The sequence below is a fragment of the Acidovorax sp. KPB24-03 genome, from assembly GCF_057546605.1.
The window spans coordinates 1-24,903 of sequence record NZ_BAAJYR010000002.1 but is presented as its reverse complement, the minus strand read 5'-3'; the positions used below and the strand labels follow the sequence as shown (position 1 = coordinate 24,903).

Genomic DNA, 24,903 nt, shown 5'->3' with positions numbered 1-24,903 from the left:
CTCAGACGTGCTCCGGCACGTCGGGCACGTCGTCCGCAGCCGCGCCGCGTTCGGAGTCGCGTGGAGACAACTGCCAGAAGATGCCTGCCGAGGCGATGGTCACCAGCCCCATGCAGGCGAAGGTGCCTTGGAAGGCCCACAGCGTCTGCTGCGCACCCCCGCTCCCGAAGTGGCCCGTGAATGCCGAGAGCACCCCGCCCGCGGCGGCCACCCCCATGCCCATGGCCACCATCTGCACCATCGACAGCAGGCTGTTGCCGCTGCTGGCCATGCCCTGGTTCAAGTCCTTGAGCGTGACCGTGTTCATGGCCGTGAACTGCAGCGAATTCACCGCCCCGAAGATCGCCAACTGCACGATGTGCCACCACAGCGGCTGCGAGGGGGTCGAGAGGGCAAAACTCGCCATCGTGATCCCCACCATCAGCGTGTTGCCCACCAGCACACGGCGGTATCCGAACCGCGTGATCAATGGCGTCGTGAAACGCTTCATCGACATGCCGGCCAGTGCCACCGGCAGCATCATCAGTCCGGCATGCAGGGGGGTGTAGCCCATCGTCACCTGCAGCATCAGGGGGATCAGGAAGGGCATGCACGAGCTGCCCAGGCGCGAAAACAGGTTGCCCAGCAGCCCGATGCGCAGCGTGGCCACCGAGAACAGCCGGGGCGAGAACAGCGGGTTCGGCTTGCGTGCCGCATGCAGCCAGTACGCCACCAGGCTCGCCAACCCGAAAATCAGCAGCACGAGCACACTCGCCTGCCGCAGCCCCAGGCTCGACAGTCCATCGAGCGCCAGAGACAGCGCCGCCATGCCGAAGGCCAGCATGAGATAGCCCGCCAGGTCGAAGCGGGCCACCGGGGCGCCGGGCACGGCCGGCATGTACCGCAGCGTCGCCAGGCACCCGATCAGGCCGACCGGCACATTGATCAGGAAGATCCAGTGCCACGATGCCACCTCCACCAGCCAGCCACCCAGCGTGGGGCCGATCAGCGGCCCGATGAGGCCGGGGATCGCCACGAAGCTCATGGCCTGCAGAAACTTCTCGCGCGGAAAGGTGCGCAGCACCACCAGCCGTCCCACCGGCAGCAACAGCGCTCCGCCCAGGCCCTGCACCACCCGCGCCGCCACCAATTGGTCCAGCCGGCTCGACACAGCGCAAAGCACCGATCCCACGACGAACAGCACGATGGCGCTCAGATACACCCGCCGTGCGCCGAAGCGGTCGGCCACCCAGCCCGATGCTGGGATCAGCAGCGCCATGGACAGCGAATACGCCACCACGACCGATTGCATGCGCAGCGGACTTTCCCCCAGGCTGTGCGCCATGGTGGGCAGGGCCGTGTTGACGATGGTGGCGTCCAGCGTCTGCATGAAAAAGCCGACGGCCACCAGCCATAGCAGGATTTGAAGGGAGCGCTCTTGTTGCATGCCGTTCCGATCAACGGCGGAAATGGGTTCCGCCGCACGTGCCCAGCAAAAAGCCGCCCGAAGGCGGCTTTCGAGTCAGGCGAAAAATCGCGCCATCAGGCGGAGAAACTCGATCCGCAGCCACAGGTGGTGGTCGCATTCGGGTTCTTGATGACGAACTGGGCGCCCTGCAGGTCTTCCTTGTAGTCGATTTCGGCACCGACCAGGTACTGGTAGCTCATGGCATCAATGAGCAGCGACACACCGTTCTTGGTCATGGTGGTGTCGTCTTCGTTCGTGATTTCATCGAACGTGAAACCGTACTGGAAGCCCGAGCATCCGCCGCCCTGGACGAACACACGCAATTTCAGGTCGGGGTTGCCTTCTTCGGCAATCAGGTCAGCCACCTTGGCCGCCGCGCTGTCGGTGAACAGAATCGGGGCGGGCATTTTGGTCTGGATGTTTTCGGCTACGGCGCTCATGGAGTGCTCCTTCGGGAGGGTTTGCCGTCGATGGTACTGCAACACCCCTCAAATGTGGGTCAGCTGGCGTTTGACGCCAACTTCAGTGTGGGTTTTTCCTCGACCAGCACGGTCGATGGGCTCATCTGTCCCGATATCGTGGCTCCTTGGTGCATTTCAAGCGATTTGTAGTGCACGTTTCCGGTGATGCGGGCCTTGGGCTGCAGCTCCAGCAGTTCCGCGGCATGCACCGGTCCGAGAACCGTGCCATTGACGATCACGTGGGCTGCATGCACCGCGCCTTCGACCCGGGCGGACTCCGATATCACCAGGATACTGGGCTGCTCGTCGCTGGCCCGCACGTCCCCCGCCACCTCGCCATCAATCCGCAGGCCCTCGGAAAACCGCACTTCGCCGTTGATGCGGGTGCCATGGGCGATCAGGCTCTTGATCGGGGGCTGCTTCTTGCGAGAGAACATGGAACACTCCAGTCGGTTGGCACGGGAGGGAATGGGCCCATTGCTGACGCCGCCACCGCCGCTATTCTTCGATGCTCAGGGTCTGGGTGGCACGCACCGCACTGCCCTCCAAGACCCGCGCGGTCACGGTTTTTACCACGGCATTGCCGGGCAACGGCCACAACCCTTCCACCCGGCGGTACTGCTGGAACTGAAGGGGTTGCCCATCCGCGGGAATCGCCTGTGTCCAGGGGCGTCCATCGCGCGTACCTGCCAGCATCAACTCCAGCCGCCCACGGAATTCGGGCGCGTTGCGCACCGGCTGAATCACCAGCACCTGCCAGCGCAACTGGCTGCCCCCCACCACGTCGGCCTGCAGTCCACGGATGCTGACCCCTTCGGTCTTGCCCGCCGGGATGAGCTTTTCGAAAAAGCCCAGGTCGTCCCGGAGGGCGCGGTTGTCCGCCTCCAGCTGGCGCATCTGGGCCATCAGGCGATCCATCGTGGTGCGCTCGGCGGTCAGCAGCGTGCCGGTAGAACTCGACGTGTCCTTTTGCAGCCGCTGCTCCTCGCGCAACTGGGCTACCTCTTCGCGCAAGCGCACCAGTTCTGCCCGGGAGCGGGAATCCAGCCCTGCGATGCTCTTGCCGAACTCGAAGGCCCAGAGCGCCAGCGCGGCGCACAGGCCGAAGAAAATGGCCAGCAGCACCCAGCGGACAGGCCATGGCATCGCGCTTCGGACCGACACCCGCGGCGCACTGATGGTCAAACGGCGACGTAGCAGCTTGAGTCGCATGTTTCCCTATTCAACAAATGGAGGAGCAGAAATGAAAAAACCGCCGGACAGGCGGTTTTTTGAAGCCGGAAAGCACCCGAAAGTGCTTTCGGCCGACTGACACGTCGCTCTTGCAGCCTTTGTAAAGGCCCAGCACGGCATGGCAGTCTTTTGCAGCGGCGAAGCTTAACGCTTGGAGAACTGCTTGGCGCGGCGTGCAGAACGCAGACCGACCTTCTTCCGTTCGACTTCACGTGCATCGCGGGTCACGAAGCCGGCTTGGCTCAGTGCGGGCTTCAGCGTTGCGTCGTAGTCGATCAGGGCGCGGGTGATCCCGTGGCGGGTGGCACCGGCTTGGCCGGATTCACCGCCGCCGTGCACGTTGACCTGGATGTCGAAGGTTTCGACATGGTTGGTCAGCGCGAGCGGCTGCTTGGCGATCATGATCGAGGTTTCGCGGCCGAAATACTGCTGAATGTCTTTGCCATTCACAGTGATCTTGCCGGAACCCTTCTTGAGAAACACGCGGGCGACGCTGGACTTGCGACGGCCGGTGCCATTGTTCCATTCACCAATCATCTCAAGGCTCCTTAGATTTCCAGCGCCTTGGGCTGCTGGGCGGTGTGGGGATGCTCAGCACCGCCATACACCTTGAGTTTCTTGATCATCGCGTAGCCCAGGGGACCCTTGGGCAGCATGCCTTTGACAGCCTTTTCCAGCGCGCGGCCGGGGTGCTTGGCTTGCATGTCGCGGAAGTTCGTGGCCGTGATACCGCCGGGATAGCCCGAATGGCGGTAGTACACCTTGTCCAGGGACTTGGTGCCGGTGACCTTGAGCTGAGCGGCGTTGATGATGACGATGAAGTCACCGGTATCGACGTGAGGCGTGTAAATGGCCTTGTGTTTGCCGCGCAAACGGAGAGCAACTTCGCTGGCTACTCGTCCGAGGACCTTGTCGGTCGCGTCAATCACAAACCACTCGTGCACGACCTCAGCGGGCTTTGCGCTGAAAGTAGACATGAGTTTCTCTTTTCAAAGAACGGGGGGTTTGTCGGTCCTTTTCCACGGTCGGTGCATCTCTGAAGGAAGCCTCTTAGGTGGTATGAATGCTCCGCCGCGGGACCAAAAAAGCGCTGCGAAGCCAGCCATTATACGAAGTGGCGGGAAAATGCCAAGGCAGGGCTATTGGGACAGCATCGTGCGGCGGCGTTCTTCGGCTTCCAGCCGGCGCCGATTCTCGACGCACAGCGGGTGGTTGGCCACCGCCGCGTTCTGGCATTGCTGGTGGATGCACATCGGTCGGGCGATGAATCCGGCGTTGGCGCACGCTTCGTCCGGCCCTGCCACGCGTGCGACCGCCGGTTTGGGCGTGGCGGCTGGAACCGGCGCAGGCTCGGGCGATGCAGGCGCTTCCGCGGCCACGGCCGCAGGCGTGGGCTCGGCCACCTTGCGAGGAACAGGCTTGGGCCGTGGTGCCGATGCAACGACGAATGCGGGCGCTGCGGCCACCGAGGCTGCGGATGCGGCCGGCAGAGCCGGTGCGGTGGCCGCTTCATCGACCACGGGGATCAATTCGGCGGGTGCAGAGGCCACCGGCGCTGGCGGCTCGGCCAGTTCCGTGATGATCTGGTCTTCTGGGGTGTACTTGGTGGGATGGGGCGTGTCGCGCGAGGCGTTCCACCACAGTCCGGCAGCGACCACAGCCATAGCCACCACGCCGGCGCTCGCCCAAAGCAAGGGACGGCGGCGCACGCCAGCGACTGCCGATGCCGGGGCCTCCTCGCCCGCAGCCTGGCTTCGGCGGGTCTTCGGACGCCCCAGCCTTTCTGGATGCTGAGGACGGCGCTCCTCGAAAACCGTATCGCCACCTGTCACGGTATCTGCCACCTCTTGTCCTCCATCCATGAAAACCGTGTCCTGCCCATCGGACACCACGGTGTCGCCAGCCTCCTGCCGATCGATGTGCAACTGCGCACCCGTGTCCACCGTCGGCGCCTCCACCGCAGCGGCCAGAGGCGCAGGCAAGGGTACGCCCACCGCCGGCAGAGGCACGGAGGTGATGTCGATCATGGGCACCGCCACGCCCGTACCACGCCGGTCGGCCGGCTCCACCCAGATATCGCCCAGCTCGGCGCGAAAATCGAACTGGTCGATGCCCTCCGGCGGAGCGACCATGTCCATGGTGCGCAGGAATTCGTCGATGCTCTGGGGACGCTCATCCGGCCGCAGGGCCAACGCCTGCGAAATCGCGGCCACGAAGGGCGTGGAATATTCCACACCGAACTGTCGCCGCACGGTCTTGGCCACCCGTGAGAACGGCACCATGCGGTCGCGGATCGACCGCAGCGTGGCCGGCAGCGGCGTGTCGTTGCACAGGCTGCCATGCACCACGGCGCCGAGGGCGTAGAGATCACTCCACGGACCCTGCCGTAGATCGCTCTCGCCGTCGTTGTACTGCTCGATGGGCGCGTAATTGACCTTCAGGACCGCCGTGTGCTGGTGCCCGTGGTCGCTGATCGCATGGCGTGCAGCCCCCAGGTCCAGCAGCACGGGAGGACCGCTGTCCTGCAGGAAGATGTTGTCGGGCGAAATGTCGCGGTGCAGCGTCTGGCCGTCGTGCAGCACGCGCAGCGCGCTCAGCACCGACCACAGCATCTTGCGCAGCCAGGCCTCGGGCGGCGGCGTGCGCATGTGCGCGCGGGCCTGCTTGAGCGTCATGCCCGTGTAGAGCGGCATGACCATGTAGGCGGTGTGATTGGCTTCCCAGAAGCGAAAGACCTTCACCAGCGAGGGATGGTCGAACTGGGCAAGCAGCCTGGCCTCGCTCACGAACGAGGCCAGCCCCGCCTGGAAGGATTGCTCCTGGGTGGAAGACCGCACCCACAGCGACCTGCCCTGCGCGCGCGCCGCCAGCGCCGACGGCATGTATTCCTTGATGGCCACGAAGCGCAGGAGCGAATGGTCGAATGCCTTGTAGACCATGCCGAACCCGCCCACCCCCAGCAGCGAAAGCACCTCGAACTCTCCCAGACGCGTCCCGGCCGGCAGGGCGTCGACGTGGTGGACGTCGGTCGGGGGTTCGGTGCTGGTGATGGCGGACATGGTGACGGCTGGGCTTTCGGGCGGCAATGGTGCACCAGCAACGGCGCACCCGGCAACGGACAAGTGGATGGATTGCAACACATTGGCCGAAGCCGCCATCATGCAGCAAGCCCGCTCCCTGGCGGCAACAAGGCGCCCGGCGACTGCTCCAAGCCATCGCCCCGGCAGCGCCCGGGCCCCCACTGCGCCATGACGAAGCGGGCACGATCACGCGGCACCGGGCGGTGCGTGGTTACCATTGGCCCATCATGTTCAGTTACCGCCACGCCTTCCATGCGGGCAACCACGCCGATGTGCTCAAGCACACGGTGCTGATTGCCACTTTGCAACACCTTACGCAGAAAGACGCAGCGCTCACCGTGCTGGACACCCATGCCGGCGCCGGCCTGTTCCGCCTGGACGGCGACTACGCCGCCACGAGCGGAGAGGCGGGGGACGGCATCCTTCGCCTGGTACCACCTGCCGTGCTCAAAGAGCCCCTGGCGCCCGCGCTGCAAGCCTATGTCGACATGGTCGGCGCCTTCAACCAGGGCAACGTGACGCGGGTCTATCCCGGCTCGCCCTTCATCACGCAGCGCCTGCTGCGCGACCGCGACAAGCTCAAGGTGTTCGAATTGCACCCGACCGACCTGCGCGCGCTGGCCGGCAATGTGGCCCAGCTGGAGGCCGGCCGCCAGGTGGCGGTGCTGCATGAGGACGGCTTCGAAGGCATCAAGAAATTCCTGCCCCCACCGGCCCGCCGCGCTCTCGTGCTGTGCGATCCCAGCTATGAAATCAAGAGCGATTACGGGCGCGTCCTGGACATGGCCGCAGACTCGCTCAAGCGCTTTGCGACAGGCACCTATGCCGTCTGGTACCCGATCATTCCCCGGCCCGAAGCCCATGACCTGCCACGGCGGCTCAAGACGCTGGCCACCAAGGCCGGCAAGTCGTGGCTGCATGCCACGCTCACCGTGAAATCGAGCAAGGTGACGGGCGCCGCGGACGGACAGGCCCGCCGCCCGGGGCTGCCGGCCAGCGGCATGTTCCTGATCAATCCGCCGTTCACGCTGAAAGCGGCGCTCAAGCCCGCACTGCCGCAGATGGCTGAGCTGCTGGCGCAGGACCACCACGCCTCGCACACGCTCGAGTCGGGCGGCTGAGCCCGCCCGCCTATTCGCCAGAGGCTGGCAGCGGGCTGGCCTGCGACAGGCCGGAAACCGAGGCATCAGGGCACTGCGCCGCGGCGTCTTCCGGCGCCTGGGAGACCACGACCGGCTTGGTGCCCAGCCCCAGCAATCCCAGCGCCCCGGCGGCGGCGCGGCTCACATCGATGATGCGGCCGGGCGAGTGGGGCCCGCGGTCGTTGATGCGCACCTGCACGGCGCGGCCGGTCACCAAGCTGCGCACGCACACGCGCGTGCCGAAGGGCAAGGTGCGGTGGGCAGCAGTGAATTCGTTCATGTCGAAGCGCTCCCCGCTGGCCGTGCGGCGGCGGTGGAACCGGGCCCCGTACCAGGAGGCCAAGCCTTCCTGCACGAACGCATCGGCGGCATCGCTCTCGGAGGACGCATCCGCGTCCGACGGTTTGGAGGGCGCCTCACCCGCGATGGCCGGCGGGGGCTTCACAGGGGCCGATGCGCGGGGCGGCTGGGCTGGCGCCGGCAGGGGAATCAATGGCTTTTGCGTCGCCGCAATGGTGTCGTCGCCAGGCGCAGGCGCCTTGACCGCGCAGGCCACCAGGGCGCACGACAGCAGCGCGCCAGACAACAGCGCACCGAGGCGGTGGGGCAGTTCAGCGCTGGCAGCGCGTTTCGTAGGCGTCTTCAAAACGCTTCAAGTCCTTTCTTTCGCCTTCGGTCAGGTCCGTGCGGGCCCGCTTGGCGGTGAGAATGCGGCGCGACTCCCGGCATTGCTCGGCGTGGCGCGTGGCCTCTTCGCGGGAGGCCTGGGCTGCCACGCGCAGTTGCTGCTCCTGCTCCTGCCGCTGCTTGCGCGCCTCGCTCTGCTCCCTGAAATAGCGGGAGGAAGCGTCGGATTCCTCGTCGTGGCAGTCGCGCTGGTACTCCCGGCGCATGCCAGCATAGGCGTCGGGCTGAATGCCGGAGGAGCCTCCGCGCAGCGTGTCGCTCAGGGAGCGGCAACGGGCGCTCATGTAGCGCTGGTACGCCGGCCCTTCGGGCACGGAGCGCACCGGGGGCTCATAGCGCCACGCCGGAGGTGGTGCGACAGGCCCCGTGGCCGCCACCGACGTCGTCGTGCCGGAGGGACAGGGGCGCGACATCGTGAAGCTGTTGCCCGCTGCATCCCGGCAGACGTACCGTGTCTGGGCCCACGACGGGGCAGACGCCACGCAGCACAGGGTGGCGACCAACAGGGGAGCGAAGGCGGACGTCATAGTGGGCAGAAAAACGAAGGGGCGATATTACCGGAGTGGCCGCCGGCGTCTAAAGGCCCAGCCGGCGGCAGATCTCCAGCGTGGCGGCGCTCTGGTTCATCGTGTAGAAGTGCAGGCCCGGCACGCCACGGTCGCGCAGTTGCTCGCACAAGCCGGTGACCACGTCCAGGCCGAAGGCCTTGATGCTGGCCGTGTCGTCGCCAAAACCCTGCAGCCGCATGCGGATCCACCGTGGGATTTCGGCGCCGCAGGCGTCGGAGAAACGCATGAGCTGCGTGGAGCCCAGGATGGGCATGATGCCCGGCACCACGGGCACATCCAGCCCCAGCCGCCGCGTGTCGTCCACGAAGCGGAAGTAGGCGTCGGCATTGAAGAAGTACTGCGTGATGGCCGAGTGCGCGCCGGCACGCACCTTGAGCGCGAAGGCCTGCAGATCGGCTTCGGGCGAACGGGCCTGGGGGTGCACTTCCGGGTAGGCGGCCACTTCCACGTGGAAGTCATCGCCCGTCTCCGCGCGGATGAAGGCCACCAGATCGCTGGCGTAGTGGAACTCGCCGCCCGCGCCGTAGCCGCTCGGCAGGTCGCCGCGCAGGGCCACCAGGCGCTTCACGCCCATGGCCTTGAGCGTGGCCAGCTGGCTGCGCACCGTCTCGCGCGTGGCGCCAATGCACGAGAAGTGCGAGGCCGCGCTCACGCCCTCCGCCAGAATCTCGCGCACGGTGGTGAAGGTGCCCTCCTGCGTCGAGCCGCCCGCACCGTAGGTGACGGAACAGAACTCGGGCCGCCGGGCATACAGCGCCTGCCGCACGGCACGCAGCTTTTCGGCCCCTTCGGGCGTCTTGGGGGGGAAAAATTCGAAACTGACGGGTAAGGGTGGATTGGAGGCAGTCATGCCGCCCTCCTTGCATGGACGAAGAATTCACGGTTGCCGTCGCCGCCATCGATGGAACTGTCCATCCAGGCGGCTACTGTCAGGCCCAGTTCCGCGCAGCAGCCGCGGATGCGCTGCTCGACCACGGCGTAGAGCGACACATCGCGCACGATGCCGCCCTTGCCCACCTGGCCGGGCTGCAGTTCGAACTGCGGCTTGACCAGCATGAGCAGGTCGCCGCCGGCCTTGAGCAGCGGCGCCACCGCCGGCAGGATGAGCGTGAGCGAGATGAACGACACATCGCCCGTCACCAGATCGAACACCGGGGTGATGTCCACCTGCTCCAGCCCTGCCCGGCGCCGGCGCACGGTGGGCAGGGCGCCCTCCGCGCGGGCCCGCGCCCGGGCAGAGCGCTCGGCCTTGAAGGCTTCGACGTCGTGTTCCTTGGCATCGTCGCTGTCGTCGTACTCGTCGTCGATCAGGCCGCCGTTGCGCATCCAGCCGTAGGGCGCTTCGGGCTGGGTCTCGTTGTCGTCGGGGTCTTGCTCGACCTGCTCGGACAAGGCGTCCTCGCAGGCGTCCTGCAACGATGCGGCCGTCAGGGACCGGGCGTTGACGCCTTCCACGGCCACCACGCGCGGATCCTGCCGCAGGCGGTCGTGCAGTTGGCTGTGGCCCACGTCCACGCCGATCACCTGGGCCGCGCCGCGCTGCAGCAGGCAGTCGGTAAAGCCCCCGGTGCTCTGGCCCACGTCCAGGCAGCGCCAGCCCGCCACGTCCAGGCCCGCGGACACGAGCGCGCCTTCCAGCTTGAGGCCGCCGCGCGAGAGGTAGCGCGCCTCGGACTGGTCGAGCAACTGCACTTCGGCGATGTCCGGAATCTCGTCACCGTTCTTGGCCACCTTGTGCCAGGGCAGGCTGGGTGCCAGCCGCCATTGCACGCCGGCCGCGATCAGGCGCTGCGCCTGCGACCGGGTCGCGGCGTGGCCCTTGTCCACCAGATACACGTCTGCGCGCATGCGCCCGTCCTTTTCAGAGTCAAAAGGGCCTCCAGCGCATATTTATCTAGCGCAAGAAGCTATTATTTTTATAGCAAAACAGGGCAAACAGGCCGGAGTCACCGGCCGCCGCCCCGGGGCGCGAAGCCCCGCCCGATCAGTAGCGGTAGGTGTCGGGCTTGTAGGGGCCGCTCTTGCTCACGCCGATGTAGGCGGCCTGCGAGTCCGTCAGTTCGGTCAGCATGGCGCCGACCTTCTTCAGGTGCAGGCGCGCGACCTTCTCGTCCAGCAGCTTGGGCAGCACGTAGACCTTGCCGGCCTCGTAGGCATCGGGCTTGGTGAAGAGCTCGATCTGCGCGATGGTCTGGTTGGCGAACGACGACGACATCACGAAGCTCGGATGGCCCGTGCCGCAGCCCAGGTTCACCAGGCGGCCCTTGGCCAGCAGGATGATCTTCTTGCCGTCCGGGAAGGTGATGTGGTCCACCTGGGGCTTGATCTCTTCCCATTCGTACTTCTCGATCGACGCGACGTCGATCTCGTTGTCGAAGTGGCCGATGTTGCAGACGATGGCCTGGTCCTTCATCTTCACCATGGTGTCGTGGGTGATGATGTCCTTGTTGCCCGTCGTCGTCACGAAGATGTCGGCCTTGTCGGCGGCGTAGTCCATGGTCACCACGCGATAGCCTTCCATGGCGGCCTGCAGGGCGTTGATGGGATCGATCTCGGTGACCCACACCTGGGCCGACAGCGCGCGCAGCGCCTGGGCGGAGCCCTTGCCCACGTCGCCGTAGCCGGCCACCACGGCGACCTTGCCGGCGATCATGACGTCGGTGGCGCGCTTGATGCCGTCCACCAGCGACTCGCGGCAGCCGTACAGGTTGTCGAACTTGGACTTGGTGACCGAGTCGTTCACGTTGATCGCGCGGAACAGCAGCGTGCCCTTGGCGGACATCTCGTTCAGGCGGTGCACGCCGGTGGTGGTTTCTTCCGTCACGCCGATGATCTCGGCCGACTTGCGGGTGTACCAGGTCGCGTCTTCCGACAGTTTCTTGCGGATGGCGGCGAACAGGATGCGCTCTTCCTCGCTGGCACCGTTGCCGGCGACCAGGGAGGCGTCCTTCTCGGCGCGCTGGCCCAGGTGCATCAGCAGCGTGGCATCGCCGCCGTCGTCCAGGATCATGTTGGGGCCTTCGCCCGCACTGCCCTTGGGACCGAAGTCGAAGATGCGGTGGGTGTAGTCCCAATAGTCTTCCAGCGACTCGCCCTTGATGGCGAACACCGGCGTGCCCGTGGCGGCGATGGCGGCAGCGGCGTGGTCCTGGGTGGAGAAGATGTTGCACGAAGCCCAGCGCACGTCGGCGCCCAGGGCTTTGAGCGTTTCGATCAGCACGGCGGTCTGGATCGTCATGTGCAGCGAGCCGGTGATGCGCGCGCCCTTGAGCGGCTGGCTGGCCGCGAACTCGTCGCGGATGGCCATCAGGCCGGGCATTTCGGTCTCGGCGATGCGGATTTCCTTGCGGCCCCATGCGGCAAGGGAAAGGTCGGCGATGGCCTGGTCGGCCTGGGGCTTGAGAACTGCGCTCATGGTTTTCTCCGGTAAAGAAGGTAAAAAACCACGCATCGGAGGGGAATGGCTCACTCACCGCACAAGAAGCGTGGGCGAGCGTCGTTGCAAAATGATGATCCGAGCCTCGCGTCCCTGCCGCACACCGGGCACCGGGGGTAAAGACGCTGCAACGCTCCTCGGAAAGCGGCGATTATAAGGACATCGCGCTTCGCGCCCATGCCAGCGCGCCGACCGTGGCACGCTACAGAGCAGAGACCGGCATGGATTCGAGGTGCCGGCCTGACAACAAGACAACCAGCGATACGCCCGCAAAGGGCCAGAAGAACCCAGAGACAATGTCCACACAGCACCGGGGCAACCTGTTCGATCTGATGCGCATCTGCGCGGCGAGCGCGGTGATCTTCAGCCACCACTTCCACATCACGCACACCGCGTCGCCCACCTGGCTGCATTCCGACATGGTGGGTGGCGTGGCGGTGATGACGTTCTTCACGATCAGCGGCTACCTCGTCACCCAGAGCTGGCTGCGCCAGCCCAAGGTGCTGGCGTTCCTGTCCAAGCGGTTCCTGCGGATCTGGCCCGGGGTGCTGTTCGCCGTGCTCACCAACGTCTTTCTGTTCGGAATCTTCTTCAACTCGATGCCGGCCGCGGACTTTCTGGCCCACCCCGATACGCTCGGCTACTTTCGCAACCTGCTGCTGATCAGGGACTACCCCTACCTGCCGGGCGTGTTCGAAAACAACCCGATCAAGCACCTGATGAACGGGCCCTTGTGGACCATCCCGATAGAAAGCCTGTGCTACCTGGTGCTGGCAGGCGCAGGGTTGCTGGGCGTGTTCCGGTCTCGCTGGCTCGCCGGCCTCGCCGCTGTGGCCTATCTCGCGTTCTTTCTCACCGCGCGCAATGCCGACCTGACCGGCGAGATGCAGCACTGGTTCGAATACCCCGCCTACTTCACCTATGGCGCGCTCATCGCCGTCTTCCGCGATGCATTCCAGGCCCGCTCCGGCCGGCTGCTGCTCCTGCTGGCGCCGCTGGCCGCCATGCTGTTCTTCGGATTGCAGATGGAGCACACAGCGGGCCTGCTCCTGCTGCCGCCGCTGCTGATCCATATCGGCTCGCTGAACGTGCCCGCGCTGGCCTTCCTGCAGCGCGGCGGGGACCCGTCGTACGGCATCTATCTGTACGGCTGTCCGGTGCAGCAGTCGGTGTATGCGCTCTGGCCCGATCTGGCGTTCATTCCGAGCCTGCTGCTGTCGGTGGCGCTGGCCGCCGTGGCAGGCTATGCCTCCTGGCATCTGGTGGAATCGCCGGCGCTGCGGCTCAAGCGGTGGTTCGGGCGGGCGCCCGTGACGCCCCAAGCGGCTCCCTGACCCCTTCGAGGGGCCAAGGCGGCGGCCCCGGGGCCGGGCCGGGGCGGTCCCACCGAGGTCCGGCACGAGGGCCGCCATTAGAATACGGCCACTTTTCCGCGGGCGCCCTCCGCGGCGGCACGCCAGCGCGCCGGCCCTGGCGCCCGTACTTCGGCCCACCCGCGTGCGCCGCGCCCCTCACCAAAAAAACACTGTGTCCTACGTCTCCGAAACACGGCGCCGCCGCACCTTCGCCATCATTTCCCACCCGGACGCGGGCAAGACCACGCTCACTGAAAAGCTGCTGCTGTTCTCGGGCGCGATCCAGATCGCGGGCGCGGTCAAGGGCCGCAAGGCCAGCCGCCACGCCACCAGCGACTGGATGGAGATCGAAAAGCAGCGCGGCATCTCGGTGGCCAGCTCGGTCATGCAGATGGCCTACCGCGACCACGTGGTGAACCTGCTGGACACGCCGGGCCACAAGGACTTCTCGGAAGACACCTACCGCGTGCTCACCGCCGTCGATTCGGCCCTGATGGTGATCGACGCGGCCAACGGCGTGGAGGCGCAGACGCGCCGCCTGATCGAGGTCTGCCGCCAGCGCGACACGCCCATCATCACCTTCGTGAACAAGATGGACCGCGAAGTGCGCGAACCGCTGGACATCCTGGACGAGGTCGAGCGCGAGCTGGGCATGCCCTGCGTGCCCATGACCTGGCCCGTGGGCCAGGGCAAGGGTTTCGGCGGCATCATCAACCTGCGCACGCAGGCCATGACGGTGTTCGAGTCGGGCAGCGAGCGCCGCCCGCAGGACTTCGAGACCATTCCCCTGTCGGACGCCGCCAACCTGCGCGCGCGCTTCGGCAGCGAATTCGACGCCGCCATCGAGAGCATGGAACTCGCCGTGGGCGCCTCGCCCACCTGGGACCACGAGGCCTTCCTCGCCGGCAAGCAGACGCCGGTGTTCTTCGGCTCCGGCGTGAACAACTTCGGGGTCATGGAAGTGCTGGATGCGCTGGTGGACCTGGCCCCCTCGCCGCGTCCCCGCCTGAGCAGCCTGCAGGTGAACAAGCAGCCGGTCGAGAAGACCGTGCAGCCCGAAGACCAGAATTTCTCGGGCGTGGTGTTCAAGGTGCAGGCCAACATGGACGCCAACCACCGCGACCGCATCGCCTTCGTGCGCGTGGCCTCGGGCCGGTACACGCCGGGCATGAAGCTCAAGGTGCAGCGCACCGCCAAGGAACTGCGCCCCACCAGCGTGGTGACCTTCATGTCGCAGCGCCGCGAGGCGGTGGAAGAGGCCTATGCCGGCGACATCATCGGCTTCACCACCCATGGCGGCGTGCAACTGGGCGACACCATCACCGACGGCGCCAGCCTGCAGTTCACCGGCCTGCCGTTCTTCGCGCCCGAACTGTTCATGACGGTCATCCTGAAGAACCCGCTGCGCACCAAGCAGCTGCAGCAGGGCCTGGCCCAGCTCGGTGAGGAAGGCGCGATCCAGGTCTTCAAGCCCGACGCCGGCGGTGCCATGCTGCTGGGCGCGGTGGGCCAGTTGCAGTTCGAAGTGGTGCAGCACCGCCTCAAGACCGAATACGACGCCGACGTGCGGCTGGAGGGCTGCCAGTACACCGGCGCCCGCTGGATCACCGCCGACAGCCCGGCCGACCTGCGGGCGTTCACTGACGCCTACCCGCTGCGGCTCGCGCACGACGCAGCCGACACGCTGGCCTACCTGTGCACCTCGCCCTACGACGTGCGCCTGGCCCAGGAGCGGTTTCCCAAGATCCATTTCCACCCGTTGCGCGAGCACGCCGGCCTGGCGCTGCAGGCCGCCGGTTGAGCGCAGACCATCGCCCGGCCGTGGGAGCGACGCTGCCATCTCCGTCCATTGCCCGCGCGGTCCGCGCCCCGCGGGATGGCTGGCGGGCAGCCACCCCGTTCCTGGTGATCTGGAGCGCCCTGATGGCGCTGTACGGCACCTGGCTGATGGCCTTCTGGCCGGGCATCCTGGGGGAAGACTCGGTCTCCATCCTGCTGGAGGTGGAGCGCGCAGGCGACTTCCGCTCCGGCAAGACCGTCTTCTGGTACTACTTCGTGCGCCTGTTCTACGAAGGCACGCGGCGGGTGGAGGTGCCCGTGGCGGTGCTGCTGTGCCTGTGCGCGCTGATCTTCGCCCGCATGCTCGCGTGGTACTGGCGGCAGGGCCTGAGAAAGAGCTTCGCGGTGGTGCTGGTGCTGGTGTGTCTGGCGCCGCACATGATTTACTTCATGGGCACGCTGTACCCGGACGGCATCTTCGCCGTGGCGTCCTGCGGCCTGCTGTTCGAGCTGTGGCTGGCCGCCCGCCAGCGCACGATGGGCGCGGCCTCGCTGGCCATGGTGGCCGTGGCGCTGCCCTTCGCGGCCTTCGCCCGGCCGAACGGCATCGTCTTTCTGCTGCCGGCGGTCGCCGTGCTGCTGGTGCTGGAGCGCCGCAGCCGCTGGACGCTGGCGGCGGTCATCGGTGCGGTGTGCGCGGCGATGTTCGCGGGCCACCAGCTGCATCCGTCCAGGACACAGGAAGCCGTCTATCCCATGGTGGTCTTCGAGACCGTGAACTTTCTCAAGCCCCGGGCCATGAACCGCCTGTGGGACCAGTATCCCCACATGAACGATCCCTGGGTGCTGGACCGGCCCAAGGTGTCGCCTGCGACGATCGAGATGCTCGGGCGCTACCGCCCCCTGCCGCAACTGCAGGCCTATGCCGACCCGGCGTACTGGGACATGCTCGTCTTCCACCCCGAGGGACCGCAGGTGCAAGGACTGCCGCAGCCGGACCAGAAGGCGCTGGTGCGTGAATTCCTCACCTACAACCTCTGGCAGAACCTGCCCGACTTCATCGCCAGCCGGGTCAACGTCTTCCTGGCCGCCGCGCTCGCGCAGGGCGGCTTTCCCTCCGTGACCTACGCCACCTACGTGCTGCAGCGCACGCAGGGGGTGTCGGTCTTTCGCCAGTTCGACCTGCGCGGCGTGGAGCGCCGCTTCATCGCCCTGCAAAAGGCCAGCCATGCATGGCGGTGGCTGCTGTGGACCCCTTGGCTCGGCATGCTTTTGCTGGCGTGGGCCCTGTGCCGGGGCATCGCCCGGCGCGACCTGCCCCTGCTGATCGTGGCGTTGCCCATGGCCGTGCAGCTGGTGGCCATCTTCCTGCTGTCCACAGCGGGCGAATACCGTTACCTCCTGCCGTTTTTCACCCTGCCCCTGGCCCTGCTTCCCGCTTTCGCCTTGCGCCGCCCCGGCCCGGCCCGCTCCGTGTCGGCATGACACGCCCCCAGCCTTCTCACCATGTCCCTTTTACTCACGTCCCTGACCCTGTTGTGCGTGCTCGGCATCTCGCTCGGGCAACTGCTGTTCAAGAAGGCCGCCATGATGCTGCCGGCCCAGCCGGTGCTGACCGACTGGATCTTCAACGGCTGGCTCATCGTGGCCCTGGCGCTCTACGGCGTGACCACGCTGCTGTGGATCTGGGTGCTGCGCAGCGCGCCGCTGCACCTGGCCTATCCGTTCATGGGCCTGGCCTTCCTGATCGTGCCGGCGCTGGGGTGGCTGTTCCTGGAAGAGCCGCTGCATCTGCAGACCTTCATCGGGGGCGCGCTGATCCTGGCAGGCATCGCCGTGGCGGGGAGGGCTTCGGCATGACGAAGCACACCATGAGCGTCGCGGTCGCCATCCCCTGCTACAAGGTCACCCAGCATGTGCTGGAGGTGATCCGCACGATTCCGGCCAGCGTGTCCCGCATCTACGCGGTGGACGACGCCTGCCCCGACGGCAGCGGCGCCTTCGTCCAGCAGCACTGCACCGACCCGCGCGTGCAGGTGCTGTTCAACCCCGAGAACCAGGGCGTGGGCGGGGCCGTGGTCACGGCCTACCGCCAGGCCGTCGCGGACGGCATCGACATCGTGGTCAAGATCGACGGCGACGGCCAGATGAACCCCCGCCTGCTGCCGCTGTTCGTGCGCCCCATCCAGGACGGCCGGGCCGACTACACAAAGGGCAACCGCTTCTTCCGGCCCGAATCGGTGCGCGGCATGCCCGGGATGCGCCTGTTCGGCAATGCCGTGCTGTCGTTCATGACCAAGCTCAGCTGCGGCTACTGGTCCATCATGGACCCGACGAACGGCTACACCGCCATCCACACCAGCGTGCTGCGCGAGCTTCCGCTGGACAAGCTGGAGCGCCGCTATTTCTTCGAAACCGACATGCTGTTCCGCTTGAACACGCTGCGGGCGGTGGTGCGCGACGTGCCCATGGACGCCGTGTACGCGGACGAAGAATCGAACCTCAAGATCGGCAAGGTCCTGCCCGAATTCCTGAAAAAGCACGCCTCGCGCCTGGCCCGGCGCTACGTGTACAGCTACCTGGTGCGCGACTTCAACGTGGGCTCGATCTACAGCCTCTTCGGCATGCTTTTGCTGCTGGCGGGGGGCCTGTTCGGGGCGATGCACTGGATCAACAGCGCCTACGGCACCCATCCGGCCACGAGCGGCACCGTGATGCTGGCGGCGCTGCCGGTGCTCATCGGCATCCAGTTCCTGGTGGCGTTCCTGCACTACGACGTGGGCAGCGTGCCCACCGAGCCCCTGAGCACCTACCTGCATCCGGACGACCTCGATGCCGCCGCCGATCCAGCCGGGAAGGCCGCGCCATGAGCGTCTCCCCGGGCCACATCGCTCCCAACGACAGCCACACCCTCGCACCGTCCGAGCGCGCCACACTGCACTGGATGCTGTGGGGACTGGTCGTGCCCCTCATCTTCTACGCGGCGCGCACGGTGGAAGTGCTCACGCGGGTGGAAATCCCGTTCGACTCGCTGCACACCTACCTGCCGCTGGCGCGCCAGTTGCTGGAGGACGCAGCGCAGCTGTTCAGCGATCCGAAGATGCTCAAGGTGGCGCCCGGCGCAGTCGTCTACATGGCGCTTTCGGGGGCGGACCCGGTGGCCGTGAAGGCGGCGAATCTCGCGATCTCGCTCGTGGCGCTGGTGCTCACGTTCGATGCCGCACGCAAGATCGGCGGCCGCGTGGCCGCCGCCGCCGCGGCCTGGCTGTTCGTGCTGCCCCACATGCTGGTGGAGGCCGGGGCGGTCCTCATGGGCGAAGCGCCCTTCGTGTTCCTGGTTGCCGTGTGGCTCTGGGCCACCACCTATGCGGTAGACACCACGGCCGGTACGCGCGCAGCGCGCTGGCGGATCGGCGCCGTGGTCCTGGCGGGCCTGGCCCTCGCCGCGGCCACCCTGACCCGCGGAACTTACATGTACTGGCTGCCGTTCGCCGTGGTGGCGTTCTTCGCCGCATCGCGCAAGCTGCAGGGCGCGCAACGAGGCGCGGCCGTGCGCATCGCGGCGGTGCACCTGATCGCCCTCGCGCTGGTGGGCGCCTACATGGCGCGGCAAAACGAGGAATTCGGCCGGCCCATTGTCGCCACGGGCACAGGCGCGGCGCTGTACTTCGGCAGCAACCCCGTGCTGTCCGGCTACGAGCCGCCGTACTTCGGACTGGTCCATGATGAGTCCACCATCACGGACGGCCAGGGGCACCTTTCGATCGAGGGCGACCGCCGCCTGATGGCCGTGGCCAAGACCATGCTGCGCGAAACGCCCTTCCCGGTGCTGGCGCAGATGTACGTGCAAAAGCTCGGTGCCGTGCTGTTCTTCAGCCGCGCGCACCTGGACCGCCATGTCATGAACGACCGGTCCTGGCGCGTGGTGCTGGTGATCCTGGCATGCCTGGGTGCGTGGGGCGGGCGCCGGCACCTGATGGTGTGGATGGCCACCGGCGCCGCGGCCTACCAGTGCGCGGTGCACGTGCCGGTGCTCTACAACCCGCGCTACAGCATCAGCGCGCTAGACATCCTGTTCGTGCTGCTGGCCGCACAAGGCGTGGCGATGCTGTGGCGCCAGCCACGCCGGGGCATGGCCCTGGGCAGCGCCCTGGCCACCATCGTGGCGGGCATCGGGCTGGGCTACTACCACCTGCGCGCCAGCACGCCGCTCATGCCCGACCTGAGCCTCGGGCATCCCGTGCTGCTGCAGATGGCCGAGCCTGGCACGGTCCAGACCCAGGGGTGGGAGGGCGACCCGTTCGCGGCCGAGGTGCCCATGGCGTCCGGGAAAGCCCTGGTCGAGTGGCGCGCGAAGGCCTTCAAGATGGATGGCATCTCCATCCTGCGGCTGCCGCTGGAGCGCCTGGAAGGCCAGTGCCAGCGCCTGTGGGTGGGCTACACCCGGCCCGACGGTGCCGCACGCGCCAGCCTCGTGCGCCTGGACGGACTGAAGGCCGGACAGGACATCACCTGGGGCACGATGCCGCTGGTGATGCCCGGCCCGCCAGGGCGCCTGACGATGGAGTTCCACTGCAAGCCGGGCACGCGCATGCAGTTCGGCGATCTGGGCCTGTACGAGGCCAGCGAAGGACGTTTCTACCGGGAAAAGGCGCTCAGCCCGCCCTGAGGATCCGCTTTTTCCCAGCCCCCACCGGGGCCCTTCTGCACGGCCGGACATGGCCTTGCAGTTCTTTTCCTTGACGGACACTCTGCCATGCGCTTTTTCAACGCTCACCGGATTCTGGCGGCGGCACTGTCCCTGCTGGGAGCCGCTGCGCACGCGGACACCGCCCCCCCGCCCGGCGCGCGCGCCGTTCATCGTCGCCCCGACCATCGTCGGCACGATGGTGTGCGACGAGGCCGCCAACGATCCGCGGATCAAGACCTACGAAGCCGCCATCGATCTGTGCCGCGCGCGCAAGCGCACGGGCGCGGCAGCGATCAACCGCCTGCTCGACACACTGGAGCCCGGCGGCCCGCGCGGTCAGGTGCAGATCGGCTTCACGTCCACGCTCCAGTTGCTGGCGCTGTACCGCAGGACCGCCACGGGCTGGGAGATCGACACGGCGCGGGTCGATGAATTCCTGCAGCTCGTCGCCGATGTGAAACGCCCCGTCGTGCTGTACCTGGCCGGGGACCATTTCGACTCCGCCGGCCCCCTGACCGACGAGCTGGAGAAAGACCCGCGCAACCTCATGCAACTGCCCGGGGGCAAGCCGCTGGAGCTGGGCTATTTCGGCTACCGCATCGCGCCCTACACGCTGGAGACGGATGCGAGCATTCCGGTCAACCGCTACCGCTACGAGGCCCTGCGCTACGTGGCCCGGCGCATCAAGGCCCTGCCTGCGGAGCAGCAGCAGCGCATCGTCGCCATCACGCTCGCGGGCGAACTGCACCACCTGTTCCCTGATTTCGAACACGGCATGGGCGAGTACCAGAACATCCGCACCACCGACTACAGCCCGGCCTCGGTGGCGGGCTTCCAGGCCTACCTGGCCAAGCAGTACGGCAGCATCGCGGCGCTGAACCGGCAGGCCGGGACGGCCTACGCCGCGTTCAACACCGTTCCCGCCCCGTCGCACGATGTGAGCCGCGAGCCGGCCAGCAGCCTGGGCGAGCACTACGACGCCTTTGCCGACGGCACCCTGCCGCTCTCCGGCTGGCTGTGGGACCCCGCAGGCCGCGTGACCGGCCTCGACCTGTACCTGGATGCGCGCTACATCGGCCCGGTGGCGCGCGGCTACAACCGGCTGGACGTGTACCGCGCGCTGGACGAGGTCACCACGCCGAACGTGGGCTTTCGCACCGACGTGGACTTCAGCGCCCTGCGCCCCGGCAAGCACATGGCGCAGATCGTGGCGCGCGTGGGCGGAGCGCGCTTCGAGGTGGCGCAGACCGAATTCACGGTGATGCCGCGCGACCGCCGCGTGGCACCGCCCAACCGCCGCCCGCCGGAGGTCTTCGGCATGAAGGCCGCGAGCGAGTTGCCCGGCGTGCGCTCGTGGCTCGACCTGCCCAAGCCGCAGCAGGGCGTGCTCTTCAATCCGCTGGCGCGGGACTGGAACCGTTACCGCGAGCAGCAGGTGGCGCGGCTGCTGGGCGAGTTCCACCGCATCGCCTCGAGCGAAGGGTTGCCGGCCGACAAGCTGTACTCCCACCAGATCGTGCCCAACGTGAACTCCTCCTGGAACCCGCAGCTCTTCGCGGCGGACCAGACCCTGCACGGCTCGCTGCCCTGGAAGCACGGCATCAACCTGTATGGCGGCGCCACCGACAGCGACTGGGTGCGTGGGTTCCTGGCCGAACGCAAGATCGCCGACTACGGCGTGCCCGAATTCAATCCACAGCAGTGGAAGCGCGACGGCGCCCACCTGGCGGCCATGCAGTCGCACTACGCCGGCGGCGCGCGGTTCATCAGCCCGTACTACTTTTCCGTCATTCCGAACCGGTTCAAGGGCAGCGCCGAAAACGGCGTGAACCGCATGGAGCTGGGCCCGGACAACACGAAGGACGGCTCCGACCGCTTCTACCGGGCCATCATCGAGTTCGCCAAGCGCTGAGGGCCTGGGGACGCCCCCGCGGGCGGCCCAGGCCCTGATCGCGCGTCCCCCTACTTTCCGGCCACGCCTTTCCCTGCCACCGCCATGCCTTCGCCCTCCCCCCTCCCCGCCACCTTGCAGCCTCTGGCCGCTTGGCAGCCGCCGGCCACCCTCGCCGGGGTGTTCACCGACATCGACGACACCCTCACCACCGATGGCGCCATCACTGCCGATGCGCTGGCCGCCATCGCGGACCTGAAAGCGGCGGGCCTGCATGTGATCCCGATCACCGGGCGCCCCGTGGGCTGGAGCGAGCCCTTCGCGGCCGCGTGGCCCGTGGACGCCATCGTGGCGGAGAACGGCGCGGTGGCGCTGGTGGCGGAGCGGAACCAGAATGCCCTCGAGCACAATGAAAACGCCGGCATCGTGCTATCGAAATGGTATCAACAGGATGCGCCGACGCGGGCGGCCAACTACGCGCGGATGCAGGCCGTGCTGGCGCAGATCGAGCGCGAGGTGCCGGGCGCGCGCCGCGCCACCGATTCCGCCGGGCGCGAGTGCGACATCGCCATCGACCACAGCGAGTTCGTGCACCTGCCGCAGGCCGCCATCGACCAGGTGGTGGACCGCCTGCACGCGGCGGGCATGCATGCCACGGTGAGCAGCATCCACGTCAACGGCTGGTTCGGGGCGCACAACAAGCTGGAGGGCGCCCGCTGGATCGTGCGCGAGCGCCTGGGGCGCGACCTGGACGCCGAGATCGACCGATGGGTCTACGTGGGCGACTCCACCAACGACCAGCTGATGTTCGAGCGCTTCGCCCACAGCGTGGGCGTGGCGAACGTGGCGCGCTTCGTGCCGCAGCTGCGCCACCGGCCGCGCTACGTCACCCGGGGCGAGCGCGGCGCGGGCTTTGCCGAGGTCGCGCAGGCCATTTTGGGTGCGATAGGGCGCATGCCCTAGAAAATATTGCCCTTGTAGCTATTATTTTCATAGCAAATCGATCCATCGCAAGCGGCGCTCCATCCCGGTGCGCGAGGGATTACAGCGGCTTGCCCAGGCCCAGCTTTTCCACCAGTGCCTTCTCGCGCGTGAAGGTGTCCTGCGCGAACTGGCGGTAGCGCGCGCTGTCCATGTAGATCGGCACCATGTCGTATCGCGCCAGCGCGGTGCGGTAGGACTCCTGGTCCATCGCCTGCTTGAACGCATCGTGCAGGCGCTTGACCACGTCCGGCGGCGTGCCCTTGGGCGCGCCGATGCCGAAGGGCGAGTTCTGCACCACGTCGATGCCCAGCTCCTTGAGCGTGGGCGCATCGGGGAATTTCGCCAGGCGCTCGGCGCCCCAGGTGTTCAGCACGCGCAGCTTGCCCGCCTCGACCTGCGGCGCGAAGCCGGTGGAGTCGGCCGCGGCCATGATCTGCCCACCCAGGATGGACTGCATCAGGTCGGCGCTGCCCTTGTACGGCACGTGCAGCAGTTGCAGGCCCAGTTGCTGCGCGGCCAGCTCCATGGTGAGGTGCGGGCTGGTCAGCGTGCCGGTGGAGCCGTAGCTGAGTTTGCCGGGGTTGGCCTTGGCATAGGCCACGAAGTCCGCCCAGGTCTTGAACGGCGAGTCGGCCGGCACCACCACGCCGAAGGCGTAGCCCGTGACGTTCAGCACATAGGTGATGTCCTTGACCGGGTCCCAGTTGATCTTGGTGGTGTAGGGCATGCGGAACACGCCCAGCGGGATCTGCGCCACGGTGTAGCCGTCGGCCGCCGAGGACTGCAGCAGCTGCGCGGGCAGCGTGCCGCCGGCGCCGGGCTTGTTGTCCACGATGACCGGCTGGCCCAGCGCCTTGCCGGCGCTGTCGGCCAGCACGCGCATGGTGATGTCGGTGGGCCCGCCGGCCGGGAAGGCGATCACCAGCTTGATGGGCCGGGCGGGAAAGGATTGGGCACGGGCGGTGAGGGCGGGGGCGGCCAGGGCCGCGGCCCCGAGCTGCATGAGATGGCGGCGCTGCATGGTCGGTCGGTTCTCGCAAAGTAAGCAACCACCATTGCAGCGCAGGGCAGCCCCATCCCTGCAGGCCGGAAACCCTGAGGCCCTGTCGCGCACGCGTCATGCAAGGCTCCAAAGCACCGGTGCCGGGGCCCGGTGCGTTCGTCCTACATGGGGCGACGGGCGGAACCGACACGGCGGCGCGGGGTGCCCGCTTAACGTCACCCCCGGCGCACGCGACTTCCAGCGTGCCGCTTCCCAGCCCCAACCCCCGCACATCCGGCCGCAGGCCATGCCCGGGAACTGCCTATTCAAGAGGAATGGTCATGCCCAACCAACGCCACGCGCCTGTTTTCCTGGGGGTGCTTCTCGTCGTGATCGGCCTGGCCATCGGCGTCGGCGGGGTCTGGCTCATCGCCCTGGGCGGCTCGTGGTACTACCTGCCCGCGGGCCTGGCCACCCTGCTCGCCGGCTGGATGCTGGCCCAGCGCAACCCCGCCGCCCTGTGGGTTTATGCCGGGCTGGTGCTGGTGACGCTGCTGTGGTCACTGTGGGAGGCCGGGCTGGACTGGTGGCCGCTTGCTGCACGGGGCGACGTGTTCTTCGTGCTGGGGGTGCTGCTGCTCACGCCCTGGGTGTCCCGCGGCCTGGTCTCGCCATCGCAGCGCGGCCCGCGCCGCGCGCTGGGCGTGACGCTGGCGGCCTTTCTGGCCGTGGCCGTGGCCTCGTGGTTCCATGACGCGCACGACGTACCCGGCGCCTTCGCCGCGCATGCCGCCCCCACCCCCACCACGGCGGTGCCCGCCGCGGCTGGCAGCCCTGGCGACAACGGCACCATCCCGCCCGGCGAATGGCATGCCTACGGCCGCACCGGCGAGGGCCAGCGCTACTCCCCGCTGGGCCAGATCACCCCCGACAACGTGCGCGGCCTGGAGGTCGCCTGGCAGTACCGCACCGGCGACGTGCGCGGCGAGCCCGGCGATCCGCAGGAGACGACCTTCGAGGTCACGCCGCTGAAGGTCGGCAACCGCCTGTACCTGTGCACCCCGCACCAGTCGGTCATTGCGCTCGACGCGACCACCGGCGCGCAGGTCTGGCGCTACGACACCCAGGTGCAGGGCAAAGGCGAACTGGCGCTGCAGCACCTGACCT

22 protein-coding genes, 1 pseudogene and 1 riboswitch are annotated in these 24,903 nt (G+C 67.4%); of the genes and pseudogenes, 10 read left to right on the top strand and 13 right to left on the bottom strand.

The window, feature by feature from the left end; all coding sequences use genetic code 11:
• Window position 1: 1 nt before the first annotated feature.
• From mdtD to AC27KI_RS00715, 7 genes are all read right to left on the bottom strand, one after another.
• The gene (mdtD, locus tag AC27KI_RS00745; RefSeq protein WP_487112177.1) at window positions 2–1,426 is read right to left on the bottom strand and encodes a multidrug transporter subunit MdtD; all 1,425 of its coding nucleotides are present in this window, start codon (window positions 1,424–1,426) and stop codon (window positions 2–4) included.
• 95 nt (window positions 1,427–1,521) lie between these two features.
• Window positions 1,522–1,887, bottom strand: coding sequence for an iron-sulfur cluster insertion protein ErpA (gene erpA / locus AC27KI_RS00740; RefSeq protein WP_487112175.1), 366 nt, complete (start codon window positions 1,885–1,887; stop codon window positions 1,522–1,524).
• Window positions 1,888–1,946: 59 nt separating this feature from the next.
• Window positions 1,947–2,345 (bottom strand): bactofilin family protein, encoded by a 399-nt coding sequence (locus tag AC27KI_RS00735; protein ID WP_272565112.1) that lies wholly within the window; start codon window positions 2,343–2,345, stop codon window positions 1,947–1,949.
• Window positions 2,346–2,406: 61 nt separating this feature from the next.
• A complete protein-coding gene (locus tag AC27KI_RS00730) occupies window positions 2,407–3,120 on the bottom strand; it encodes a DUF6776 family protein (protein WP_284429758.1) in 714 nt (237 codons plus the stop codon).
• A 165-nt stretch (window positions 3,121–3,285) separates the two neighbouring features.
• Window positions 3,286–3,678, bottom strand: a complete 393-nt coding sequence (gene rpsI / locus AC27KI_RS00725; RefSeq protein ID WP_092745279.1) for a 30S ribosomal protein S9 — start codon at window positions 3,676–3,678, stop codon at window positions 3,286–3,288.
• Between the two features lie 11 nt (window positions 3,679–3,689).
• Window positions 3,690–4,118, bottom strand: coding sequence for a 50S ribosomal protein L13 (gene rplM / locus AC27KI_RS00720; protein WP_092745280.1), 429 nt, complete (start codon window positions 4,116–4,118; stop codon window positions 3,690–3,692).
• Window positions 4,119–4,280: 162 nt separating this feature from the next.
• Complete coding sequence (locus AC27KI_RS00715) at window positions 4,281–6,200, bottom strand: serine/threonine protein kinase (protein WP_487112173.1); 1,920 nt, start codon at window positions 6,198–6,200, stop codon at window positions 4,281–4,283.
• Between the two features lie 248 nt (window positions 6,201–6,448).
• Here AC27KI_RS00715 and AC27KI_RS00710 point away from each other — a divergent pair, with 248 nt between their 5' ends.
• On the top strand, window positions 6,449–7,342 hold the full coding sequence (locus AC27KI_RS00710; protein ID WP_272565115.1) for a 23S rRNA (adenine(2030)-N(6))-methyltransferase RlmJ: 894 nt from the start codon (window positions 6,449–6,451) through the stop codon (window positions 7,340–7,342).
• A gap of 10 nt (window positions 7,343–7,352) precedes the next feature.
• Here the strand turns inward: AC27KI_RS00710 and AC27KI_RS00705 are convergent, their stop codons facing one another.
• The 5 genes from AC27KI_RS00705 to ahcY all read right to left on the bottom strand — a co-directional run bounded on the left by AC27KI_RS00705 (window position 7,353) and on the right by ahcY (window position 12,034).
• Window positions 7,353–8,009, bottom strand: coding sequence for a septal ring lytic transglycosylase RlpA family protein (locus tag AC27KI_RS00705; protein ID WP_487112171.1), 657 nt, complete (start codon window positions 8,007–8,009; stop codon window positions 7,353–7,355).
• A complete protein-coding gene (locus AC27KI_RS00700; protein WP_317353067.1) occupies window positions 7,975–8,577 on the bottom strand; it encodes a hypothetical protein in 603 nt (200 codons plus the stop codon). Before AC27KI_RS00700 ends, AC27KI_RS00705 begins: the two co-directional genes overlap by 35 nt.
• Window positions 8,578–8,626: 49 nt before the next feature.
• Window positions 8,627–9,469, bottom strand: coding sequence for a methylenetetrahydrofolate reductase [NAD(P)H] (gene metF / locus AC27KI_RS00695; RefSeq protein WP_487112169.1), 843 nt, complete (start codon window positions 9,467–9,469; stop codon window positions 8,627–8,629).
• Window positions 9,466–10,467: a TlyA family RNA methyltransferase gene (locus AC27KI_RS00690; RefSeq protein WP_487112167.1), complete on the bottom strand. Its 1,002-nt coding sequence runs from the start codon at window positions 10,465–10,467 to the stop codon at window positions 9,466–9,468. The genes metF and AC27KI_RS00690 overlap by 4 nt, the downstream gene beginning before the upstream one ends.
• Before the next feature lie 136 nt (window positions 10,468–10,603).
• A complete protein-coding gene (ahcY, locus tag AC27KI_RS00685) occupies window positions 10,604–12,034 on the bottom strand; it encodes an adenosylhomocysteinase (RefSeq protein ID WP_317353075.1) in 1,431 nt (476 codons plus the stop codon).
• Window positions 12,035–12,103: 69 nt separating this feature from the next.
• Window positions 12,104–12,200: riboswitch (S-adenosyl-L-homocysteine riboswitch) on the bottom strand.
• Between the two features lie 151 nt (window positions 12,201–12,351).
• Here ahcY and AC27KI_RS00680 point away from each other — a divergent pair.
• From AC27KI_RS00680 to AC27KI_RS00645, 8 genes are all read left to right on the top strand, one after another.
• Complete coding sequence (locus AC27KI_RS00680) at window positions 12,352–13,389, top strand: acyltransferase family protein (protein ID WP_487112165.1); 1,038 nt, start codon at window positions 12,352–12,354, stop codon at window positions 13,387–13,389.
• A gap of 193 nt (window positions 13,390–13,582) precedes the next feature.
• Window positions 13,583–15,211, top strand: coding sequence for a peptide chain release factor 3 (locus AC27KI_RS00675; protein WP_284429751.1), 1,629 nt, complete (start codon window positions 13,583–13,585; stop codon window positions 15,209–15,211).
• Window positions 15,208–16,674 carry a hypothetical protein gene (locus AC27KI_RS00670; RefSeq protein WP_487112163.1) on the top strand — a complete coding sequence of 489 codons (1,467 nt, stop codon included), beginning with the start codon at window positions 15,208–15,210 and terminating at the stop codon, window positions 16,672–16,674. Before AC27KI_RS00675 ends, AC27KI_RS00670 begins: the two co-directional genes overlap by 4 nt.
• A gap of 21 nt (window positions 16,675–16,695) precedes the next feature.
• Window positions 16,696–17,049: a DMT family transporter gene (locus AC27KI_RS00665; protein ID WP_284429749.1), complete on the top strand. Its 354-nt coding sequence runs from the start codon at window positions 16,696–16,698 to the stop codon at window positions 17,047–17,049.
• A complete protein-coding gene (locus AC27KI_RS00660; RefSeq protein WP_487089704.1) occupies window positions 17,046–18,059 on the top strand; it encodes a glycosyltransferase family 2 protein in 1,014 nt (337 codons plus the stop codon). The genes AC27KI_RS00665 and AC27KI_RS00660 overlap by 4 nt, the downstream gene beginning before the upstream one ends.
• Window positions 18,056–19,858, top strand: a complete 1,803-nt coding sequence (locus AC27KI_RS00655; protein WP_487112161.1) for a hypothetical protein — start codon at window positions 18,056–18,058, stop codon at window positions 19,856–19,858. Before AC27KI_RS00660 ends, AC27KI_RS00655 begins: the two co-directional genes overlap by 4 nt.
• A gap of 70 nt (window positions 19,859–19,928) precedes the next feature.
• Window positions 19,929–21,791: a hypothetical protein gene (locus AC27KI_RS00650; RefSeq protein ID WP_487112159.1), complete on the top strand. Its 1,863-nt coding sequence runs from the start codon at window positions 19,929–19,931 to the stop codon at window positions 21,789–21,791.
• A gap of 114 nt (window positions 21,792–21,905) precedes the next feature.
• The gene (locus tag AC27KI_RS00645) at window positions 21,906–22,733 is read left to right on the top strand and encodes an HAD-IIB family hydrolase (protein ID WP_487112216.1); all 828 of its coding nucleotides are present in this window, start codon (window positions 21,906–21,908) and stop codon (window positions 22,731–22,733) included.
• Window positions 22,734–22,812: 79 nt separating this feature from the next.
• Here AC27KI_RS00645 and AC27KI_RS00640 read toward each other — a convergent pair whose 3' ends face one another.
• On the bottom strand, window positions 22,813–23,775 hold the full coding sequence (locus AC27KI_RS00640) for a tripartite tricarboxylate transporter substrate binding protein (protein ID WP_284404963.1): 963 nt from the start codon (window positions 23,773–23,775) through the stop codon (window positions 22,813–22,815).
• A 302-nt stretch (window positions 23,776–24,077) separates the two neighbouring features.
• On the opposite strand from AC27KI_RS00640, the pseudogene AC27KI_RS00635 reads away from it, so the two are divergent.
• Window positions 24,078–24,903, top strand: a pseudogene (locus AC27KI_RS00635) (membrane-bound PQQ-dependent dehydrogenase, glucose/quinate/shikimate family); the annotation flags it as partial.